Annotated in this window: 18 protein-coding genes; 14 read left to right on the top strand and 4 right to left on the bottom strand. The window is 32.8% G+C overall.

All coding sequences use genetic code 11. The features are described from left to right. The first annotated feature begins 224 nt into the window (after positions 1-224). From ACODH8_RS08195 to ACODH8_RS08175, 5 genes are all read left to right on the top strand, one after another. On the top strand, positions 225-764 hold the full coding sequence (locus tag ACODH8_RS08195) for a recombinase family protein (RefSeq protein WP_332466338.1): 540 nt from the start codon (positions 225-227) through the stop codon (positions 762-764). Positions 765-934: 170 nt separating this feature from the next. Then, the gene (gene galU, locus ACODH8_RS08190) at positions 935-1,837 is read left to right on the top strand and encodes a UTP--glucose-1-phosphate uridylyltransferase GalU (protein ID WP_332466337.1); all 903 of its coding nucleotides are present in this window, start codon (positions 935-937) and stop codon (positions 1,835-1,837) included. A 114-nt stretch (positions 1,838-1,951) separates the two neighbouring features. Further along, a complete protein-coding gene (recX, locus tag ACODH8_RS08185) occupies positions 1,952-2,749 on the top strand; it encodes a recombination regulator RecX (RefSeq protein WP_332466336.1) in 798 nt (265 codons plus the stop codon). Further along, a complete protein-coding gene (gene mutY / locus ACODH8_RS08180; protein WP_332466335.1) occupies positions 2,742-3,932 on the top strand; it encodes an A/G-specific adenine glycosylase in 1,191 nt (396 codons plus the stop codon). Before recX ends, mutY begins: the two co-directional genes overlap by 8 nt. 102 nt (positions 3,933-4,034) lie before the next feature. Further along, on the top strand, positions 4,035-4,571 hold the full coding sequence (locus tag ACODH8_RS08175) for a DUF402 domain-containing protein (RefSeq protein WP_332466334.1): 537 nt from the start codon (positions 4,035-4,037) through the stop codon (positions 4,569-4,571). A 73-nt stretch (positions 4,572-4,644) separates the two neighbouring features. On the opposite strand, the gene ACODH8_RS08170 is transcribed toward ACODH8_RS08175, so the two are convergent. After that, positions 4,645-5,769, bottom strand: a complete 1,125-nt coding sequence (locus tag ACODH8_RS08170; RefSeq protein WP_420517662.1) for a hypothetical protein — start codon at positions 5,767-5,769, stop codon at positions 4,645-4,647. Between the two features lie 16 nt (positions 5,770-5,785). Then, positions 5,786-6,217, bottom strand: coding sequence for a GNAT family N-acetyltransferase (locus ACODH8_RS08165; protein WP_332466332.1), 432 nt, complete (start codon positions 6,215-6,217; stop codon positions 5,786-5,788). A gap of 132 nt (positions 6,218-6,349) precedes the next feature. Here ACODH8_RS08165 and ACODH8_RS08160 point away from each other — a divergent pair, with 132 nt between their 5' ends. The 3 genes from ACODH8_RS08160 (at position 6,350) to ACODH8_RS08150 (ending at position 10,707) form a co-directional block, all read left to right on the top strand. Next, the gene (locus ACODH8_RS08160; protein WP_332466331.1) at positions 6,350-7,486 is read left to right on the top strand and encodes an AI-2E family transporter; all 1,137 of its coding nucleotides are present in this window, start codon (positions 6,350-6,352) and stop codon (positions 7,484-7,486) included. A gap of 87 nt (positions 7,487-7,573) precedes the next feature. Next, positions 7,574-8,950 carry a hemolysin family protein gene (locus tag ACODH8_RS08155; protein ID WP_332466330.1) on the top strand — a complete coding sequence of 459 codons (1,377 nt, stop codon included), beginning with the start codon at positions 7,574-7,576 and terminating at the stop codon, positions 8,948-8,950. A 179-nt stretch (positions 8,951-9,129) separates the two neighbouring features. Then, complete coding sequence (locus ACODH8_RS08150; protein WP_332466329.1) at positions 9,130-10,707, top strand: peptide chain release factor 3; 1,578 nt, start codon at positions 9,130-9,132, stop codon at positions 10,705-10,707. Positions 10,708-10,747: 40 nt separating this feature from the next. Here ACODH8_RS08150 and ACODH8_RS08145 read toward each other — a convergent pair whose 3' ends face one another. Both ACODH8_RS08145 and ACODH8_RS08140 read right to left on the bottom strand, forming a co-directional pair. After that, on the bottom strand, positions 10,748-11,053 hold the full coding sequence (locus tag ACODH8_RS08145; RefSeq protein ID WP_332466328.1) for a DUF1827 family protein: 306 nt from the start codon (positions 11,051-11,053) through the stop codon (positions 10,748-10,750). Positions 11,054-11,213: 160 nt separating this feature from the next. After that, positions 11,214-13,400 carry an ATP-dependent Clp protease ATP-binding subunit gene (locus ACODH8_RS08140; RefSeq protein ID WP_332466327.1) on the bottom strand — a complete coding sequence of 729 codons (2,187 nt, stop codon included), beginning with the start codon at positions 13,398-13,400 and terminating at the stop codon, positions 11,214-11,216. A 186-nt stretch (positions 13,401-13,586) separates the two neighbouring features. Between ACODH8_RS08140 and ACODH8_RS08135 the strand changes: the two genes are divergently transcribed. The 6 genes from ACODH8_RS08135 to ACODH8_RS08110 all read left to right on the top strand — a co-directional run bounded on the left by ACODH8_RS08135 (position 13,587) and on the right by ACODH8_RS08110 (position 19,411). Then, complete coding sequence (locus ACODH8_RS08135) at positions 13,587-13,766, top strand: hypothetical protein (RefSeq protein WP_332466326.1); 180 nt, start codon at positions 13,587-13,589, stop codon at positions 13,764-13,766. A gap of 171 nt (positions 13,767-13,937) precedes the next feature. Further along, positions 13,938-14,204 carry a phosphocarrier protein HPr gene (locus ACODH8_RS08130; protein ID WP_332466325.1) on the top strand — a complete coding sequence of 89 codons (267 nt, stop codon included), beginning with the start codon at positions 13,938-13,940 and terminating at the stop codon, positions 14,202-14,204. Further along, positions 14,204-15,925 carry a phosphoenolpyruvate--protein phosphotransferase gene (gene ptsP / locus ACODH8_RS08125; protein ID WP_332466324.1) on the top strand — a complete coding sequence of 574 codons (1,722 nt, stop codon included), beginning with the start codon at positions 14,204-14,206 and terminating at the stop codon, positions 15,923-15,925. The genes ACODH8_RS08130 and ptsP overlap by 1 nt, the downstream gene beginning before the upstream one ends. 202 nt (positions 15,926-16,127) lie before the next feature. Then, the gene (locus ACODH8_RS08120; RefSeq protein ID WP_332466323.1) at positions 16,128-17,150 is read left to right on the top strand and encodes a glycosyltransferase family 4 protein; all 1,023 of its coding nucleotides are present in this window, start codon (positions 16,128-16,130) and stop codon (positions 17,148-17,150) included. A gap of 15 nt (positions 17,151-17,165) precedes the next feature. Next, positions 17,166-18,374, top strand: a complete 1,209-nt coding sequence (locus ACODH8_RS08115; RefSeq protein ID WP_332466322.1) for a glycosyltransferase family 4 protein — start codon at positions 17,166-17,168, stop codon at positions 18,372-18,374. Between the two features lie 14 nt (positions 18,375-18,388). Continuing rightward, a complete protein-coding gene (locus ACODH8_RS08110; RefSeq protein WP_332466321.1) occupies positions 18,389-19,411 on the top strand; it encodes a lysylphosphatidylglycerol synthase transmembrane domain-containing protein in 1,023 nt (340 codons plus the stop codon). The last annotated feature ends 366 nt before the right edge of the window (positions 19,412-19,777 follow it).

Raw genomic sequence — 19,777 nt, 5'->3', positions numbered from 1 at the left:
ATTCCTCAATATTTTTGAACAGTGAATGTTTGAAGTAACTTTTTAGTCAAAATCAGTTGATAGGGATATTAGTGATACATATTTCAATAAAATGTACCAAAGAATTAAAGCTATGAATTATTCAGGTATAAGTATATAAATTAATTACTGATGAATATAAAAGTAAATTTATAAAAACAACGCATATAATAAAAAGATAAAAAGTAATGAGAGGAGTTTTATTTATGCATACTTTAGCTTATATTAATGGTGATATTACAACGGAACAATATAGAGATTTAATTAAAAAAAATGTAACAAGTATTTTAATTGATGTACCTAGTGGAGATAGAAGTGGTGAGAATATATCACGTTCTCTTAACCATATAGTAGAAGATTTAACTTTTGGTGATAGATTAATCGTTTATAGTTTATCCAATTTGTATAGAACGCTTTCAGAATTAGCTACATTTTTTAAAAAAATAAAAGAAAAAAGCATAGATTTAATTATTCTAAATAAAGAAGAAATTTTTAATTCTTTGACTAGCGAAGAGTTTATGGAATTTATTTTTGATATCAATAATGAAAATCAATCTGTCGTCAGAGATAAAAAAATCAAGTCAGATGTTTATTCTAAAAAAGCGGGTAGACCTAAAACTGGGCAAGATAATATCCAGAAAATGAGACATCTTCGTTTAGATAAAAATTATACCCTTAAAGATACAGCTGAGTTATGTGGTGTGTCTGTTGGGACAGTTTATAAATACGCTGATTGTCAAAAATAAGATAGCTATAAAAGGGAGAGTGACATTTAAGGTCATTCTCTTTTTATTTTATAGCCTATTTTGTGTGTTGTATACTTATCAAAATAGGGGATGTATGTTAAACTAAATGCAGTTTCATTGTTATATTAAGCAATTTATTAAATAAATATTACCTTTATTGGGAGGCTCGTATGAAGAAAGTAAGAAAAGCAGTTATTCCAGCAGCAGGACTAGGGACAAGATTTTTACCAGCAACTAAAGCTATGGCTAAAGAGATGTTACCAATTGTAGATAAGCCTACTATTCAATTTATTGTAGAAGAAGCCATTGCTTCAGGGATTGAAGATATATTAATTGTTACTGGGAAAGCTAAACGCCCAATTGAAGATCATTTTGATTCAAATTTAGAGCTTGAAATGAATTTAAAAGAAAAAGGCAAAGAAGATTTACTAAAATTAGTGACTGAAACAACAGGACTTAATTTACATTTTATTCGTCAGTCACATCCATTAGGTTTAGGACATGCAGTACTTCAAGCAAAATCATTTGTGGGTAGTGAACCTTTTATTGTTATGTTGGGTGACGATTTAATGGAAGATAAAATTCCATTGTCAAAACAATTAATTAATAATTACGAAAAAACACATGCGTCAACGATTGCTGTGATGGATGTTCCTCATGAAGATGTGGATAAATACGGCATCATTAATCCAGGTGGCGAAGTTAAGAAAGATTTATTCAACGTATTAAATTTTGTTGAAAAACCAAAAGTTGAAGATGCACCAAGTGATATGGCTATTATTGGACGTTATCTGTTAACACCTGAAATTTTTGATATCTTAGAAAATCAAAAACCAGGTGCAGGGAATGAAATCCAACTAACAGATGCCATTGATACTCTTAATAAAACACAACGCGTATTTGCCCATAGATTTACAGGGACAAGATATGATGTTGGAGATAAATTTGGCTTTATGAAGACGAGTATTGAGTATAGTTTAAAACATCCTCAAATTAAAGACGAGATGAAAGAGCTCATCTTAGATTTAAGCGACCGCATTCGTAAAGAAGAAGAGACAAAAAAGAAAAAATAAAAGAAATTGAGAATGGCTGTTGTTGAGTCATTCTCTTTTTGATTACCTTTCTTTAGATGAAAAAATAGTAATATGATATAGTAAAGACGATTCAGAAATAGAGGGTGAATATAGATGGAAAAGATTAAATCAATACGTAAATTAAAAAATAGCTATTACTCTTTAATTACTGAGAGTGGTACTAAAATTAGAGTTTCAGAAGATACTTTAGTTCGACATAGATTACTTAAAGGAGAAGAAATTAGTTCTGAAGCTTTAAGAGAGATTGAAAAAGAAGCTGAGTTAGATATTGGTTATCAAATGGCTTTGTCATTCTTAAATTTTCAACTTCGCTCTGAAAAAGAAATTAAAGATCATTTAAAGAAAAAAGAAATTTCTCAAGAAGGAATTAATTATGTGATTCCTAAATTAAGAGAGTTAAATTTATTAAATGATTTAGTATTTGCTGAGAGTTACGTCCGAACAGTGATGAAGACCCAAGATAAGGGGCCGCAACAGATTAAACAAGGGCTTTTTAAAAAAGGCATTTCAGAAGAAAACATTGAGAAAGCCTTAGGTTTGTTTGTTTTTGATGATCAAGAAGAAGCAGCTAATAGATTAGCAGAAAAGGCTCTTAGAAAATATCAAAGTAAAAGTCACAAAGAACAACTTCAAAAGGTCAGACAACATTTATTTGCTAAAGGTTATAGCGGTGATGTGATTAATTTAGTGATGTCTAATTTAGAAGTTGAAAAAGATGATGATGAAGAGTGGGATTTGATAGTTGCTCAAGGGGATAAACTATGGCGTAAACATCAAAGACTAGATAGAAGTAAAAGAAATCAAAAAATGAAACAATCCTTATTTCAAAAAGGATTTGATTTTGATTTAATTAATCGTTATATAGAAGAGAAAGAGATGGAAGATGAGTAAAGAAGTTATTAAATGGCCTGAAGAGAAAAAACAAGAAATGCGTGATAAGTTACTAGCTTGGTACGACCAAGAGAAACGACTTCTTCCTTGGCGTGAAAATAAAGATCCTTACCGAATTTGGGTATCAGAGATTATGTTACAGCAAACTCAAGTCGTTACAGTTATACCGTATTTTCACCGATTTTTAGAGTGGTTTCCAACGATTCAAGATTTAGCAGAAGCTGAAGAAGATAAGTTGTTGAAAGCTTGGGAAGGTCTAGGTTATTATTCGAGAGTTCGCAATATGCAAGAAGCAGCAAAAACAATGGTGGAGAAATTTGACGGACAAATGCCAGATAATTTAAAAGATTTATTAAGCTTAAAAGGAATCGGACCGTATACGGCTGGTGCGATTGCTAGTATTGCTTTTAATCTACCAGAGCCAGCTGTTGATGGAAATGTGATGCGGGTTTATAGTCGTTTGTTTTGTATTGAAGATGATATTGCAGATCCAAAATCACGCAAAATATTTGAACAAAAGGTAAGAGAAACAATTTGTCATGAACGACCAGGGGATTTTAATCAAGCACTGATGGATTTAGGAGCAACTATTTGTACGCCAACGTCACCGAAAATTGAAATAGATCCTTTAAAAGATTTATATGAAGCTTACAAGCAAGGTCGCTTAGAAGAGTTTCCAGTAAAGAAAAAGAAAATAAAAACCGTTCATCTCCATTATTTAGGTTTAGCTATTAGAAATACTAGGGGTGAATTTCTATTAGAAAAAAGGCCAAGTGAGGGACTTTTAGCTAATATGTGGACTTTCCCCTTAGTTGAAGCAGATAAAAAAGTTTATGAGGCTATGAATCAAGAATGGGAAGCTTATAAAGAAGATAAAAAAGAATGGAATTTATTTGATTTTGTTGCTGAAGGTAACGAATTATTATCAGGTATTTTCTTAGATAATTTAATTATAAGCTCTCCAAAAGTTGTTTGGCAGAAACAACCATTAGGAGAAGTAACTCATATTTTTAGCCACCGTAAATGGCATATCTTATTAGCTTATGGTTTTTTAACAGCTGATGAGGATTATGTATTGAAAGAGAATCAAGAGTGGGTTAGTTTTGCAGATTTCGAAACACTTGTTTTTCCAAAGCCACAACAAAAGATGGTCAATCTCTTAGGAGATTTAGTAAAGAAATAGTTATCAACGTGATTTAGTTATGCTATAATAATTGTGATATTGGTGTAATGAACACCCTAGCGAAAAAATTGGTTTCAAACCAAAGAAAGTAGGGTAACAAGAATGCGTGTACCTAAAGAAGGAGAGTTTATAACGATCCAAAGTTACAAGCATGACGGGAGTTTACATCGTACTTGGCGTGACACAATGGTTTTAAAAACCAGTGAATGCTCAATTATCGGCATGAATGATCACACTTTAGTGACAGAATCCGATGGTAGACGTTGGGTGACGCGAGAACCAGCGATTTTGTATTTCCATACAAAATATTGGTTCAATATAATTGCAATGATTCGCGATAAAGGCGTTTCTTATTATTGTAATCTGGCTTCACCTTATGTTTTAGATGAAGAAGCACTGAAATACATTGATTACGATTTGGATATCAAAGTTTTTCCTGATGGGGAAAAACGTCTTTTAGATGTGGATGAGTATGAAGCCCACAGTAAAGAGATGGAATATCCAGATGAAATCGACTATGTATTGAAGGAAAATGTCAAAATATTGGTAGATTGGATTAACAATAAAAAGGGACCGTTTTCAGACGAATATATTGAAGTCTGGCATAAGCGTTATCAACAATTATCAAGAAGACAGTAATGTTATCTAGTCATGCACGTAAGAAAAAATAATAAAAAAAGAGGCTGGCCACTAAGGTCAGTCTCTTTTTTTATTATTTTAGTAAGGCTTCAATTTCCTTGTATTGTGCTTCTGTTAAGAAATCTTTATATGTTGCTAATAATTCTTTTTTAGTTGCTTCATCAATTGAGCCTTTAGCTTCTTCTAAAGCAGATTTTAATTCTGTAAATTCTTCGTCAGTAATAGCTGTTGGAAGTCCTGTAACAGGTGCTTCTGGGAAGATTTCTTCCATTTGTTTTTGAGTTAAGATGTCTTCTTTTTTAGGGAATACAATCTCAGCTTTTTTATCTTTTAAAGTACCTTCAAATAATAAAGAGATAGATTTGAAGCCAGCTGTTTCAGCAACAGCTGCTTTAGGAGCCATGTCAATTACCATGCTTGTTTTATCAGCTTTAGTATCTAAATCAACTTTAATAGCTACTTTATCAAATTCTTTAAAAGCATCTTTAACATCTGTCATATCAGCTTCTGAATCTTCACTAACGACTTTTAATAATTCAACAATTTCATTGTCTGTAAATGTGTGAGAAATAACGTCTTTTTCTTTAGTGAATGACTTTTTGTCTAAGCCTTTCATAAATTCAATGACTTTTTTATTTAACTTTTCTTGGTCTTTTTGAGCTTTTTCAAGATCTTTTACCATATCAGCCCAAGCAGCTTGATCCATTGTGTCATCCATTGCGTAAACATCCATGTATTTACCTTTTAATTTACTATAATCAGTACCTGCAGTCATGTCCATTCCTGACATTGAACTGACGATTGTCATAAAGTATTCCATGATGTCTGTTGCCATGTACATTTTAGGTTCTTTACCAAAACTTCCCATCATATTAACAGGGATTTCCATGCCTAGAGCGTTAATTTTCATGTCCATTGAAAAAGCATTATCTTGTTTAGTATTTGATTTCATCGTACCTGTCACTGACATGTCTTTTAATTGAGTAGCGATCATGCCCATCATTGGGTTATTAGCCGTTTCAGGACTTGAAGCTAAATCAAGTTCTTTAATAGCAAATTTGAAGTCATAAGTGCCTTCTGTTTGTTTTTGTTGCCCTTCCATGTATTTAACAAATTCATCTTGAGGAGTACTACCACAACTTGTTAACACAAATAAAGCACATGTTACCCCAACTAATGTTCCTAACCTTTTTTTCATTTCTTTTCTCCTTTATTTATACCAATTTTTTCATGTCAAAGTGCTGGATGCCAGCATCTAAGTACTCATCTCCAAAAGTCTCATAACCTAAACGTTGATAGAATGGGATAGCGTGAGTTTGTGCCCCTAATACTAACTCAGTGCCATTATTTTTTTTAACAAATTCTTCAACGTAAATCATAATATCGCGACCAAATCCTTTTTTACGAGCTTCATGTTTAACAGCCATACGTTGTACTTTATAAAGCCCATTTGATTTAGGAAATAGTCTGACAGTTGCAAGTGGTTCCTTATTCGCATATAAAACAAAATGAATACATTTTTCTTCGCTTTCTAGCTCAAGTTCAATTGGGACTCGTTGCTCTAAAACAAACACTTCTTTTCTTAAAGTTATAGCATCATCATAGATTGATGAGGATAAATCAACAGTTTCTTCTATAGTGATCATCTGCAACACTCCTAATAAAAAAATGATAAATATTTATATAACAAAAGCAATTTTTGTTAGATTATATTATACTATAGAGTAATTAGATAAACCAAATATATTTTTTGGAAAAAGAATTGTTGGAGGAATGACATGTACAATCGATTTAAAGATTCTAAGCTACTATTTTGGTCAATAGAGCTATTAGTTATTGCAGCTCTTATATTAGTAGGAACTCAAATAAGTTTTATTTTCAAACCTATAGGCACAATGTTTACAACCATGTTTTCACCTATATTAATTTCAGGCTTTCTATTTTATTGTTTTAAGCCTATCGTCACGTTCTTAGAGAAAAAAGGGATTAGTAAAACATGGGGATCAACAATTGTTCTTCTATTATTAGTTGGGATTATTGTAGTTTCGATTTCCTCTATTATCCCTAGTTTGATTAAACAGCTTGTCTCATTAACTAAAGCAACTCCTGCTTTTATTAAAGAAGTAGAAGGATGGGCGAATGAGATGAGTCGTCATCCAATGTTACAAAACATTGATTTTCAGTCTTATCTAGACAAATGGAACATCTCAATAGGTAATGTGGTTCAGACAACTATTAACGGACTAAGCTCAGGTATTGGTTCAATTGTTTCTTCAGTTGCTGGAATTGTGATGTTAGTTGTAACAGTTCCTTTCATTCTATTTTATATGTTAAAAGATGGTCATAAATTAGTCCCTGCTATTGAGCGTTATTTCCCTGCTAAGCATAAGGGAGAGATGGTTGGCTTACTTAAAAAAATGAGTGAAACTATTGAAAAGTATATTAGTGGTCAAATGATTGAGTGTTTATTCGTTGCTGTTGGTACAAGTGTTGGATATATGATTATTGGTATTGATTATGCTTTCCTTTTTGGTGTTATGGCGGGATTAACGAATATGATTCCCTACATCGGACCATATATCGGTTTAGCACCAGCAGTATTAGTAACAGTATTTACTGATCCTTGGCAAGCAGTTTTCGCTTGTATTGTCGTATTAATTGTTCAACAAATTGATGGCAATATTATTTATCCAAATGTTATTGGTAAGAGTTTAGATATCCATCCATTAACAATTATCATTATTTTGTTAGTCGCAGGAAATATTGCTGGTCTTTTAGGAATGATTTTAGGGGTGCCTTTTTATGCAGTATGTAAGACAATCTTTGTTTATGTCTTTGATATGTATCAATTAAGTAAGACAAGTAAACAGCAAATTTCAGAAACTTTACCAGACGAAAAAATAGAGTCTGAGTAATTGTCAAAACCCTAGTTTTATGATACGATTTCAGAGTAATTGTTTAAGGACAATAACTTTAAATTTATGTTAGGAGAGAACAAGCTTATGAACGCTGACCCTGATAGTCAGTCTATTTTAATCAATGTGATTATATTAGTAGTATTAACGCTGTTAAATGCATTCTTTGCAGCAGCAGAAATGTCCGTTGTTTCGGTCAATAAAAGTCGAGTAGAGGCAAAAGCCGATGAGGGAGATAAAACCTCAATTAAATTACTTAGACTTATCAATGATTCTGGTATGTTTTTATCAACGATTCAAGTTGGTATTACCTTAGTAACCCTTTTACAAGGGGCTTCCTTAGCAAATTCATTTGCAAGAAAGTTAGCACCACTTTTTGGTGATGTTACTTGGGCCAAACAAGCATCACAGTTAATTGTTTTGATATTATTGACTTACATATCTATTGTATTTGGAGAACTATATCCAAAACGAATTGCTCTTAATAAACCAGAAGAGGTAGCCAAGATTGTAATGGGACCGATTCGTTTATTGAGTATCATAATGAAACCATTTGTTTGGTTGTTATCGGCTTCAACAAACTTTATTAGCCGTATCACACCAATGAAATTTGACGATGAAAATGAAAAAATGACTCGTGAAGAAATGGCCTATATCTTGACTAATGAAGGTGTGTTAGATCAAGATGAGTTAGGAATGGTTAAAGGTATTTTCGATATGGATACCACTTTGGCTCGTGAAGTCATGGTTCCTCGTACTGAGGCTTTTATGATTAACATCCATAATGACGCTTCAGAAAATATCGATAAAGTTTTATCCGATAATTTCTCACGTATTCCTGTATATGATGATGATAAAGACCGCGTAATCGGTATTTTACATTTGAAAAACCTGCTTAAAGAAGCAAGAAAATCAGGATTTGAAAACTTAGATTTATTAAAAGTCATTCATGAACCGTTGTTTGTTCCTGAAACAATTTTTATTGATGACTTAATGATTGAATTAAAAAGAACTCAAAACCATATGGCTATTTTATTAGATGAGTATGGTGGTGTAGTTGGTTTAGTTACTTTAGAAGATTTACTAGAAGAAATTGTTGGTGAAATTGATGATGAGTCAGATGAATCAACAGTTGAAGAGCTATATGAAACCATTGGTGAGAATGAATATATTATTAAAGCTAAGATGGCAATCGATGATTTTAATGATATTTTTGAAACTTCACTTGATATGAATGATGTGGATACAATGGCAGGATATGTGATAACTGCTTTAGGAGTCATTCCAGAAATTGGTGAAACTTTATCTATTGATGTGGAACACATCACTTTAACCACTCACAAAGTAGAAGGCACTCGTCTTCTTGAAATCAAGGTAAAAGTAAACGAAAAACCAGAAGAACCAGAAGAAGAAAAGTACCGTCGTTTGAAAGGCTTAAACGATAAAGATAAAGAAGAAGCATAGAATTTTTTAAAGAGAGCATAAATGCTCTCTTTTTTAGGTGTTTATTAATTAAAATGCTGTTTTAAAGATTGTTAGAACAACAATGGAATACTTTTATAGTTTAGTAAATCATGATATACTAAGCAAAGTTTTGACAGCATAGTCTTAAGTAAATAAATTATTAGAACGAGGAGAATATTATGAGTTTTAATCAACAACATGAAGTGGATCGTAGAAGAACCTTTGCGATTATTTCCCATCCGGATGCAGGGAAAACAACTATAACAGAACAATTACTTTTATTTGGTGGAGCGATTCGTAGTGCTGGTACTGTAAAAGGGAAAAAAACAGGGAACTTTGCTAAATCTGACTGGATGGATATTGAAAAACAAAGAGGGATTTCAGTAACGAGTTCAGTGATGCAATTTGATTTTGATGACAAACGTGTCAACATCTTAGATACACCTGGACATGAGGATTTCTCGGAAGATACTTATCGTACGTTAATGGCTGTGGATAGTGCCGTGATGGTAATTGATAGTGCTAAAGGGATTGAAGCACAAACGAAAAAACTATTCCAAGTTTGTCGTATGCGCGGTATTCCAATTTTCACATTTATTAACAAATTAGATAGAGATGGTCGTGAACCTTTAGATTTATTAGAAGAATTAGAAGAAGTATTAGAAATTGAATCTTATCCAATGAACTGGCCGATTGGTATGGGAAAAGGATTCGAAGGTTTATATGATATCTATAATAAACGAGTTGAAATCCACCGTCCTGAAAGATATGACGGAGAGAGATACTTACCTTTAAATGATGATATGGAATTAGAAATCGATCATCCTTTAAAACAGTTATCAATCTTTGACCAAGTACAAGGTGATGCTGAGTTATTATTAGAAGCTGGTAATGAGTTCTCTGAAGAAAAGATTGCTAAAGGTGAGCTAACACCGGTATTCTTTGGATCAGCTTTAACTAACTTTGGAGTAGAAACATTCTTAGAGACTTTCTTACAATTTGCACCTGCTCCATCTGCTCACAAAACAAAAGATGAAGGGGCAGTAAGTCCATATAGCGAAGATTTTTCAGGATTTGTCTTTAAAATTCAAGCTAACATGAACCCAGCTCACCGTGATAGAATTGCTTTTGTTAGAATTTGTTCAGGTTCATTTGAGCGTGGTATGGATGTTAAATTATCTCGTGATAACAAAAAAATAAAATTAAATAATTCAACTCAATTTATGGCAGACTCACGTGAACAAGTTGAGGAAGCTGTTGCAGGGGATATTATTGGATTATATGATACTGGTAACTATCAAATTGGAGATACTATCTTTACAGGTAAAGATAAAATTGAATTTGAAGAATTACCATCATTTACACCTGAATTATTTATGCGTGTTACAGCTAAAAACGTGATGAAACAAAAATCATTCTATAAAGGGTTATATCAATTAGTTCAAGAAGGAGCTATTCAGTTATACAAAACTTATTTAACAGAAGATTTTATCATTGGAGCTGTAGGACAATTACAGTTTGAGGTATTCAAACATCGTATGCAAGGTGAGTACAATACAGAAGTGATTATGGAGCCGATGGGATCTAAAATTGCTAGATGGATTGAGCCAGAGCAATTAGATGAAAAAATGAGTTCTAGCCGTAATATTTTAGCGAAAGACCGTTTTGATCAACCGTTATTCTTATTTGAAAACCAATTTGCAATGCGTTGGTTTGCGGATAAGTATCCTGAAGTAGAGTTAAAAACATTATTATAAAATAGAAAAAGAGTAAATCACTAGTGATTTACTCTTTTTTCTATACTACAGTTTTTTTGATAACGGGTACTGCCATAGAAATCTCTACGAGGCCTTTGCTTCGAATGATATTTAAATCGGAGCTGTCAATACCTCGGCTAAGAATGACATCTAAAACATGCTTAACTTCAGAATCTTTAACTTCTCGTGTTTTATTGACAATGACTACTTCAATATGAGTCTTAGCAATACTATGAACTACCAAAGTTTTTCCTAAAGAATAAACTTTAACGTAAGTAGCATCTGTATTCTCTAACTGTTTTGAGACAAGAGTCGCATAACTGTTTGTCACATCGATTAATTTCATTCTAATCACCTCTCACCGTTATTAAGTTGTGTTTCTTTCCTCACCTTAATTATACCATAATAAAACAGGAATAAGTGAGATAACGTTTTTTATTTTAGGATTAGAAACTAAAAAGTTCTTTTTGTTCATTAATTGTATATAAAATAAATTATTTGTAAATTTATTGATTGTTTTTTACTAAAATAGTGTCATCTTCTAAAATAGCGATTAATTCATTTTCCTTAGGATTGTCTAAATAGTGGTCAGCTATTCGGTCTTCAATTTGCTCTTGAATAACTCGACGTAGTGGACGAGCTCCCATTTTAGGGTCATAACCTAAATCAACTAATTTTTCTTTAACGTCATCAGTTGCTTCAATCGAGATATTTTGATCTTTTAGTAAGTTATTAACATCAGCTAACATCAATGACACAATTTCAAGTAGATTTTCTTTTGATAGAGCTTTAAATTCAATAATACCGTCAAAACGGTTTAGGAATTCTGGTTTAAAGAAATCTTTTAACTGCCCTAAAACAGACTGACTCGTACCATCTACTGTTGCTCCAAAGCCTACACTAGCCTCAATAGCACCAGTTCCAGCATTACTAGTCATAATGATCAAGGTATCTTTAAAACTAACTGTGCGTCCCTTAGCGTCAGTTAAACGACCATCATCTAAAATTTGTAAGAACATATGTAAAACATCTGGATGAGCTTTTTCAATTTCATCTAAAAGGATTAAACTATATGGATTTCTTCTAACTCTTTCAGTTAATTGTCCTGCTTCTTCATATCCTACATAACCTGGAGGAGAACCAATTAGTTTAGAAACGCTGTGTTTTTCCATGTACTCACTCATGTCAAAACGAATCATAGCGTCTTTGTCTCCAAACAATTCAAAGCTAAGTTGCTTCGCTAACTCAGTTTTTCCAACACCGGTAGGGCCAACAAATAAAAATGAACCAATAGGACGATTCTTTTTGTTTAAACCAATACGATTACGACGAATAGCACGAGTTACTTTATCAACTGCTTCATCTTGCCCAATGACATGTTGTTTGATATCTGAATCTAGATGTTTCATTTGGGTTTGTTCTTTTTCTTTTAATTCACCAACTGGAATACCAGTCATTGTTTCAACGACTTGTTCCATGTCTTGAATAGTAACAGTCGGAATGTCTTCATCGGCCACTTGTTTTTCTTTTAAGTCAGTTAATTTTTTGACTTGATCTCGGTAATAAGCGGCTTTTTCAAAGTCTTCTTCTTTTGAAGCAGCTTCTTTTTGTTGTTCTGCATGTTTAAGTCGTTCTTCTATGACTTTAGGATCTAAGGCTTGAATGGTTAAATTTTTTTTAGAACCCGTTTCATCTAATAAATCAATGGCTTTATCTGGCAAGTATCTATCTTGAATAAAACGATTAGATAACTTCACAGCTCCAGCGATAGCTTCATCTGTATAAGTGACATGGTGGAAGTCTTCGTATCTCTTTTGGATGCCTTTAAGAATTGTAATCGTTTCTTCCTCAGAAGGTTCATCCACTCGAACAGGTTGCATACGTCTTTCAAGAGCGGCATCTTTTTCAATAATACGGTACTCCGATAAAGTTGTTGCTCCAACCATTTGAAGCTCCCCACGAGCAAGAGCAGGTTTTAAAATGTTTCCAGCGTCCATATTTCCGTCACCAGCGTTACCAGCACCAACAATTTCATGAACTTCATCAATGAAGAGAATGATATGTGTATTTTCTTTTAATTCAGTGATTAATTGTTGCATACGTTCTTCAAATTGCCCGCGGATTCCAGTTCCTTGAACAAGAGAAGCCACATCTAAACGAATAACTTCTTTGTTTAAAAGTTTTTGGGGGACATTACCTTCTACAATTCTTAGGGCTAAACCTTCAACGACAGCTGTTTTACCAACTCCAGGTTCACCAATAAGAACGGGGTTATTTTTAGTTCTTCTATTTAAAATTTCAATCACGCGAGTTGTCTCTTCGTCCCGACCGATAACAGGGTCAATTTTTCCATCCCTAGCAGCTTGTGTTAAGTCCTCACCAAATTCTTGTAACAGCGAAGAACCATTATTATTTGGAGGCAAGGGTGGTCCCATTCTACCTGATTGAGTTGGTGGTGTTTGTGATTGATTTTGTTGTTGTTGTCTATTTTGTTCTTGAAGTTGACGGAATAAATCATTTAGGGAACCAAATCCAAAGGGGTCTTGGCTCATGCGTTCTCTGTTCGCCAAATCTTCTTGTTGTTTGATTTGTCTATAACATTGTTGACAAAGATCGATTTGCCTCTTTTGACCTTGAACACTTGTGTGTAAATGAATTGTAGCTTCGTTAGTTTGACAATTTTGGCACAGCATACATTCACGCTCCTTATAAATTTTTTTCGGTTCAAATCTAATTGACCTTTTTTGACCTTAACTAGATTATAGCTTAAAATATGGTGGGAGTTCAAGAAATTAACCTTCTTTTTAGTTAGTAAATTATGTTGTTAAAATCGTTGTCGTGATATAATAGATGAGAAGAGTCAAAGGGAGTGTAGAGAAATGGAAAATCCTTATATTGAAAAAATAGAGCTTCTTTTAAAAGAAGAAGAAAAAGAAATTCTTGTGGAAAAACAAGATTTTTTATTATTTAGAGAAGTTTGGCTAAATCATCCTGAAAAAAACAAGATTGTTGGTGAAGCAGGATTAGGTGGGAAAGTTGTTTATCGAAAGATCCAGTGAACATAATGATAAAGTTCGAGCTGATAACGTTTTCTGGAATGAAAAAAGTTGTCTCGTGAATAAAAACATGGTATTCTTTATCATTGAAAGGGTCATTTTTTTAAAAGGTAATATTCTTTTAATTTAAGTGGTCCTCAAATCAAATTCGATTACAGAGGAGAATGATTTATTATGGAGAAAAAAGATTTTCACGTAGTAGCAGATACAGGTATTCACGCGCGTCCAGCAACTTTATTGGTGCAAACAGCAAGTAAATTTAGTTCTGACATTAACTTAGAATACAAAGGTAAATCAGTGAACTTAAAATCAATCATGGGCGTTATGTCTTTAGGTGTAGGCCAAGGAGCAGACGTAACAATCTCAGCTGAAGGTGCTGACGAAGTAGAAGCAATCGCAGCTATCGAAGAAACAATGAAAAAAGAAGGTTTATCAGAATAATGACAAAGCAATTAAAAGGTATTGCCGTAAGTGATGGGATTGCAGTTGCAAAAGCTTATCTTTTAGTTGAGCCAGACCTTTCATTTGAAAAAAAATCAATTGAAAATGTCGATCAAGAAGTTGCCCGTCTTACTGATGCACTTGGACAATCAACAGTTGAATTACAAGCAATTCGTGATAAAGCTGCTAAAAGTTTAGGTGAAGAAGAAGCGCAAGTATTTGATGCTCATTTAATGGTTCTTTCAGATCCAGAATTAGTTGGAGCTGTAGAAGGAAACATTAAGGATAACAATGTAAACGCTGAATCTGCATTAAAAGAAGTAACAGATATGTTTATCGGTATGTTCGAAAGCATGGAAGATAATCCTTACATGCAAGAAAGAGCTGCTGATATTAAAGACGTAACAAAACGTGTGATGAGTCACTTAGTAGGTGTTAAATTACCAGATTTATCAATGATTAACGAAGAAGTTATCATTGTTGCTGAAGATTTAACTCCAAGTGATACAGCTCAGTTAGACCGTAATTTCGTTCGTGCCTTTGTAACAAACATTGGTGGACGTACATCTCACTCAGCTATCATGGCTCGTTCATTAGAAATCCCAGCTGTTGTTGGAACAAAAAATATTACTGAGTTAGTATCTGAAGGTGATTTCTTAGCTTTAGATGGTAGCGAAGGTGATGTAATTGTTAATCCAACATCTGAAGAAATTGCTAGTTTTGAAGCAAAAGCTAAAGCTTTTGCTGATTTAAAAGCTGAATGGGAAAAATTAAAAAATGCTCAAACAGTAACTGCTGATGGTAAACATATTGAACTTGCAGCTAACATTGGTACTCCTAAAGATTTAGAGGGTGTTAATGGCAATGGTGGAGAAGCAGTTGGTTTATACCGTACTGAATTCCTTTACATGGATTCACCAGACTTCCCAAGTGAAGATGATCAATTTGAAGCTTATAAAGCAGTATTAGAAGGCATGAATGGTAAACCAGTTGTGGTTCGTACTATGGATATCGGTGGAGATAAAGAGTTACCATACTTAAAATTCCCTGAAGAAATGAACCCATTCTTAGGTTACCGTGCTATTCGTATCTGTTTAGCAGAAGATGCTATGTTCCGTACACAATTGCGTGCGCTTTTACGTGCATCAGTATACGGTAACTTACGTATTATGTTCCCTATGATTGCAACATTACAAGAATTCCGTGATGCTAAAGCAATGTTATTAGAAGAAAAAGCTAAATTAGTAGCTGAAGGTGTTGAAGTTTCAGAAGATATCCAAGTTGGTATCATGATTGAAATTCCAGCTGCAGCAGTTATTGCTGACAGATTTGCTAAAGAAGTGGACTTCTTCAGTATCGGAACAAACGACTTAATCCAATACACAATGGCTGCAGACCGTATGAACGAACGCGTTTCTTACCTGTACCAACCATATAATCCTGCAATCTTACGTTTAATTAAAAACGTTATTGATTCAGCTCACGCTGAAGGTAAATGGGCTGGTATGTGTGGAGAGATGGCAGGAGATCAAACTGCTGTTCCATTATTAGTTGGTTTAGGTTTAGATGAATTCTCAATGAGTGCAACTAGTATTTTACGTACTAGAAGCTTAATGAAACGTCTAGATACTACTAAGATGGCTGAGTTAGCTAACAAAGCTATTTCTGAATGTGATACAGCTGAAGAAGTTGTTGCATTAGTAGAAGAGTACACAAAATAACTATTAAAGTTTGAAGAAGTTAATCTTTTTAGATTAGCTTCTTTTTTTGTTTTTTATAAGAAGTTATCCTTTTAAATTTTGACTTGTATTTTTATTTTTTAATTAGTCGTTTTATGCTATAATAAAATATTGTAAACTCGGACTAAGGTAGGAGGTATCCCTCATTTTTTTCGAGTATAGTGATAAAGAAGGAGTGAAGTCATTGCTGAAGATTAATATGTTTTCTTCTGCTGATAAAGTTAAAGGCCAAGGAGTAGGAAGTGCCTATAACGAATTAATAAAGATGTTACAAGAAGAATTTAAAAATGACTTTGACGTAAGCATCAATAAATATAAAAAAGCTGATATTTCTCATTATCATACAGTGGATCCTCTTTTTTATCTATCTACTTTTTTTAAAAAGAAACGTGGAACTAGAATAGGGTACGTTCATTTTTTACCAGAGACATTAGAAGGTAGTATTTCTTTATTTGGTCCTTTTCAAAAGATATTTAACCGTTACGTTATTTCTTTTTATAAACGTATGGATCAATTAGTTGTGGTTAATCCTTCTTTTATCGAAAAATTAGGTGAAGCAGGTATTGATACAAGTAAAGTAACTTATATTCCTAATTTTGTAGCTAAAGAAGATTTTGATGAAGCCACATTAGCTGAGAGGTTAAAGCTTCGTGAAGAAGCGGGATTTGATGAGAAAAAATTAGTGGTTCTTGGAGCTGGACAGATTCAGCAAAGAAAAGGATTAGATGATTTTATTCAACTAGCACAAGATAATCCGTCTATTGAATTTATATGGGCAGGAGGATTTTCATTTGGTAAAATTACTGATGGGTATGAACGTTATAAAAAAGTATACGATAACCCACCAGCTAATTTAAAATTTACTGGTATCATTGAACGTAGCGAGTTAGCTAAGTATTACAATATAGCAGATATCTTTTTACTACCATCTTTTAATGAGTTATTCCCAATGTCTATTTTAGAAGGGTTTAACAGTGGTACACCAATCATGCTAAGAGATTTAGAATTGTATCACTCAATCATTGCTGATAAATATATAAGTACAGATAATAAAGAGGATATGGAGAAAGCACTTCGAGAATTTGAGATAGATAAAACTTTATTAGAACCTTATCGTCAGAAATCGAGAGATGCTGGAGCTTATTATTCAAAAGAAAATGTATCAAAAATTTGGTATGATTATTACAATAAATACAGTAAAAAATAAAGGGAGGCGAGAGTTGTGAAGATTGGTTTTTTTACAGATACCTATTTTCCTCAGGTCAGTGGGGTTTCAACATCAATTAGAACATTAAAAGAAGAGTTAGAAGCCTTAGGTCATGAGGTTTATATTTTCACAACGACAGATCCCAATGTACGTGAGTTAGAAAATCGCATTATTAGAATGCCTAGTGTGCCGTTTATATCTTTTAAAGAACGCCGAATTATTATTCGTGGTATGCTCTACGCCTATTACGTGGCAAAGGATTTAGAATTAGATATTATTCATACTCACACCGAATTTGGCCTTGGTTTTTTAGGAAAGCAAGTGTCAAAAGCTTTAAAAATCCCTTGTATTCATACTTTCCATACAATGTATGAGGATTATTTACACTACATTGCTAATGGTAAGTTAATTCGACCTGTGCATGTTAAACAATTTTCAAAACTTTATATGGCTCATATGAATGCCATTGTTTGTCCTAGTCAAAGAGTTGTAGATAAGTTAGAAGAATATGACATTGAAGCGCCGAAGTATATAATCCCAACAGGAATAGACGTGTCTAAGTTTATTCCAGAAGAGTCTGTAACTAGTGAATGGGTGAGAGAAAAATACGGCATTCAAGAGGATGAAACCTTTTTATTGTCTGTCAGTCGTATTTCCTATGAAAAAAACATTCAAGCTATTTTAAACGGTATGCCAGAGGTTGTTAAAGACTGTCCAAATGTTAAGTTGTTAATTGTTGGGAATGGTCCTTACAAAAAGGATTTGGAAGAATTAGCTGAAGTATTAGACTTAGGAAAATATGTTATCTTCACAGGAGAAATTCCTAATGAAGAAATTTCTCCTATCTATCAAGCTGCAGATGTTTTTGTTAGTGCCTCATCTTCTGAAACACAAGGACTGACATACACAGAAGCTATGGCAGCGAAAACAAAAGTGGTTGCTAAAGGAAATGATTATTTAAATCCATTATTTAATGATTTGAGTTTAGGTGTCACTTTTGAATCAGATGAGGATTTTTCAAGTTGTTTAGTTAATTATTTAAAAGAAGATCATCCTCATAACGAGGAATTATTAAATAAAAAGTTATTTGAAATTTCAAGTGAAGCGTTTGGTTTAAGTGTTGAAAAATTGTATTCTGACGTAATTGGCACTTATGAAGTAAGTGAAAAAGAGGAAGAAACAGAAGATGAGGCTTTTGATTCTTTACGAATTTTTAGAAAATAGCGACGAGGTAGATGATGAATAAAAAAAATAGTATCTCTTTGGTGTTAGTTTTTTTACTTGGCTTTTTTGTCATTTGGAATGAACTACGCCAGGTAGATTTAAATGAATTTTTGTTAGAAGTTACCCATGTAAATTGGTTTTGGCTAATCGTAGCTATTCTATTTATGCTAATTCACTGGGGAATTGAAGGCAAAATCACCCAATTATTTTTAAGAAAAACTAACCCAGAATACTCTTTTAAAAGTGCTTACCGGATTCCATTAATTCAGCACCTATTTAATGCTATTACACCTTTTTCAACAGGAGGACAACCAGCCCAAATTGTGGCTTTAGGAAAATCTGGTGTTGATTATGGTGTTGCTGCTTCAGTCTCGTTAATGAAATTTGTAGTGTATCAAGTGTGGGTTGTTCTGAATTTTGTTATTTGTTTAGTATTTGGCTTTCACTGGGTCTCAGGGAACTTTCAAAAATTATCTTACTTGATAATCTTAGGTTTTATCGTTCACTTTATCGTAGTTTTTTGTTTGCTTTTAGTGATGTATTGGCACAGTCTAGCTAGAAAAATTGTGTTAGGAACGTTCAATCTTCTAAAAAAAGGCAAACTAGGGAAGAAACTTGTTAAGTATGAAGTGACAGTCATGGAAAAATTAGAGAACTTTTACGAACAAAGTAAAGTGATGAAAGCTTCTCCTAGATTAATGTTACAAACAAGTTTGATGACGATATTGCAGTTATTGGTGTATTACATCGTACCGTATTTTATATTGTTAGCTTTACATATTGAAGGAGTAAATCCATTTAAAGTAATTGTATTTCATGCCTTTATTATTATGATTATATCTCTGTTCCCGATTCCTGGAGGGACTGGTGGAGCAGAATATAGTTTTAGTTTATTGTTTGGTACTTTTGTCCTTGCCCAAGGAAAGCTTGTATTAGCTATCTTTTTATGGCGTATAGTAACTTATTATATTGGTATTATATTAGGGTTAGTTGCTTTGACTATTAATCCATTACAATCGAAAAATAAAATAATTTAGAGAGATAAATCTGAGAAGATTTATCTCTTTTTTTATTATATTGATTAATAAAAAAAACAAAAAAATTATTTTTTTGTTGCTAAAAAAATAGTGATCATAAAGCTTAGGTCATATTTTTTAACAATGGCAGAAAAAATGAACTGTCGAAATAATAAAAAATAGATACTATTAAATTACGAATTAATTAACTAGTTCATTATTTTTAGTTTTTTACTTCATTCTAATAAACAATAAACATTGTTTTACTTGTAATTAGTTAAAAATAACTTGTTAAACAATTAATAAATAAGATATTAAAAAGAAGTTTTTTATGAACAAAAAATAATTTTAACGGAATAGGTTCAACAGTAATAAAAAAATGAATGA

It is taken from the genome of Vagococcus fluvialis (assembly GCF_048815235.1).
Classification (GTDB): domain Bacteria; phylum Bacillota; class Bacilli; order Lactobacillales; family Vagococcaceae; genus Vagococcus.
Note: the sequence above shows the minus strand (reverse complement) of the source record. Positions and strands in the feature narration are given on the sequence as shown.

Bases quoted from the DNA above. Each gene is read 5' to 3' on its own strand.
- ACODH8_RS08195 (WP_332466338.1), top strand. From the start codon at position 225: ATGCATACTTTAGCTTATATTAATGGTGATATTACAACGGAACAATAT.
- galU (WP_332466337.1), top strand. From the start codon at position 935: ATGAAGAAAGTAAGAAAAGCAGTTATTCCAGCAGCAGGACTAGGGACA.
- recX (WP_332466336.1), top strand. From the start codon at position 1,952: ATGGAAAAGATTAAATCAATACGTAAATTAAAAAATAGCTATTACTCT.
- mutY (WP_332466335.1), top strand. From the start codon at position 2,742: ATGAGTAAAGAAGTTATTAAATGGCCTGAAGAGAAAAAACAAGAAATG.
- ACODH8_RS08175 (WP_332466334.1), top strand. From the start codon at position 4,035: ATGCGTGTACCTAAAGAAGGAGAGTTTATAACGATCCAAAGTTACAAG.
- ACODH8_RS08170 (WP_420517662.1), bottom strand. From the start codon at position 5,769: ATGAAAAAAAGGTTAGGAACATTAGTTGGGGTAACATGTGCTTTATTT.
- ACODH8_RS08165 (WP_332466332.1), bottom strand. From the start codon at position 6,217: ATGATCACTATAGAAGAAACTGTTGATTTATCCTCATCAATCTATGAT.
- ACODH8_RS08160 (WP_332466331.1), top strand. From the start codon at position 6,350: ATGTACAATCGATTTAAAGATTCTAAGCTACTATTTTGGTCAATAGAG.
- ACODH8_RS08155 (WP_332466330.1), top strand. From the start codon at position 7,574: ATGAACGCTGACCCTGATAGTCAGTCTATTTTAATCAATGTGATTATA.
- ACODH8_RS08150 (WP_332466329.1), top strand. From the start codon at position 9,130: ATGAGTTTTAATCAACAACATGAAGTGGATCGTAGAAGAACCTTTGCG.
- ACODH8_RS08145 (WP_332466328.1), bottom strand. From the start codon at position 11,053: ATGAAATTAATCGATGTGACAAACAGTTATGCGACTCTTGTCTCAAAA.
- ACODH8_RS08140 (WP_332466327.1), bottom strand. From the start codon at position 13,400: ATGCTGTGCCAAAATTGTCAAACTAACGAAGCTACAATTCATTTACAC.
- ACODH8_RS08135 (WP_332466326.1), top strand. From the start codon at position 13,587: ATGGAAAATCCTTATATTGAAAAAATAGAGCTTCTTTTAAAAGAAGAA.
- ACODH8_RS08130 (WP_332466325.1), top strand. From the start codon at position 13,938: ATGGAGAAAAAAGATTTTCACGTAGTAGCAGATACAGGTATTCACGCG.
- ptsP (WP_332466324.1), top strand. From the start codon at position 14,204: ATGACAAAGCAATTAAAAGGTATTGCCGTAAGTGATGGGATTGCAGTT.
- ACODH8_RS08110 (WP_332466321.1), top strand. From the start codon at position 18,389: ATGAATAAAAAAAATAGTATCTCTTTGGTGTTAGTTTTTTTACTTGGC.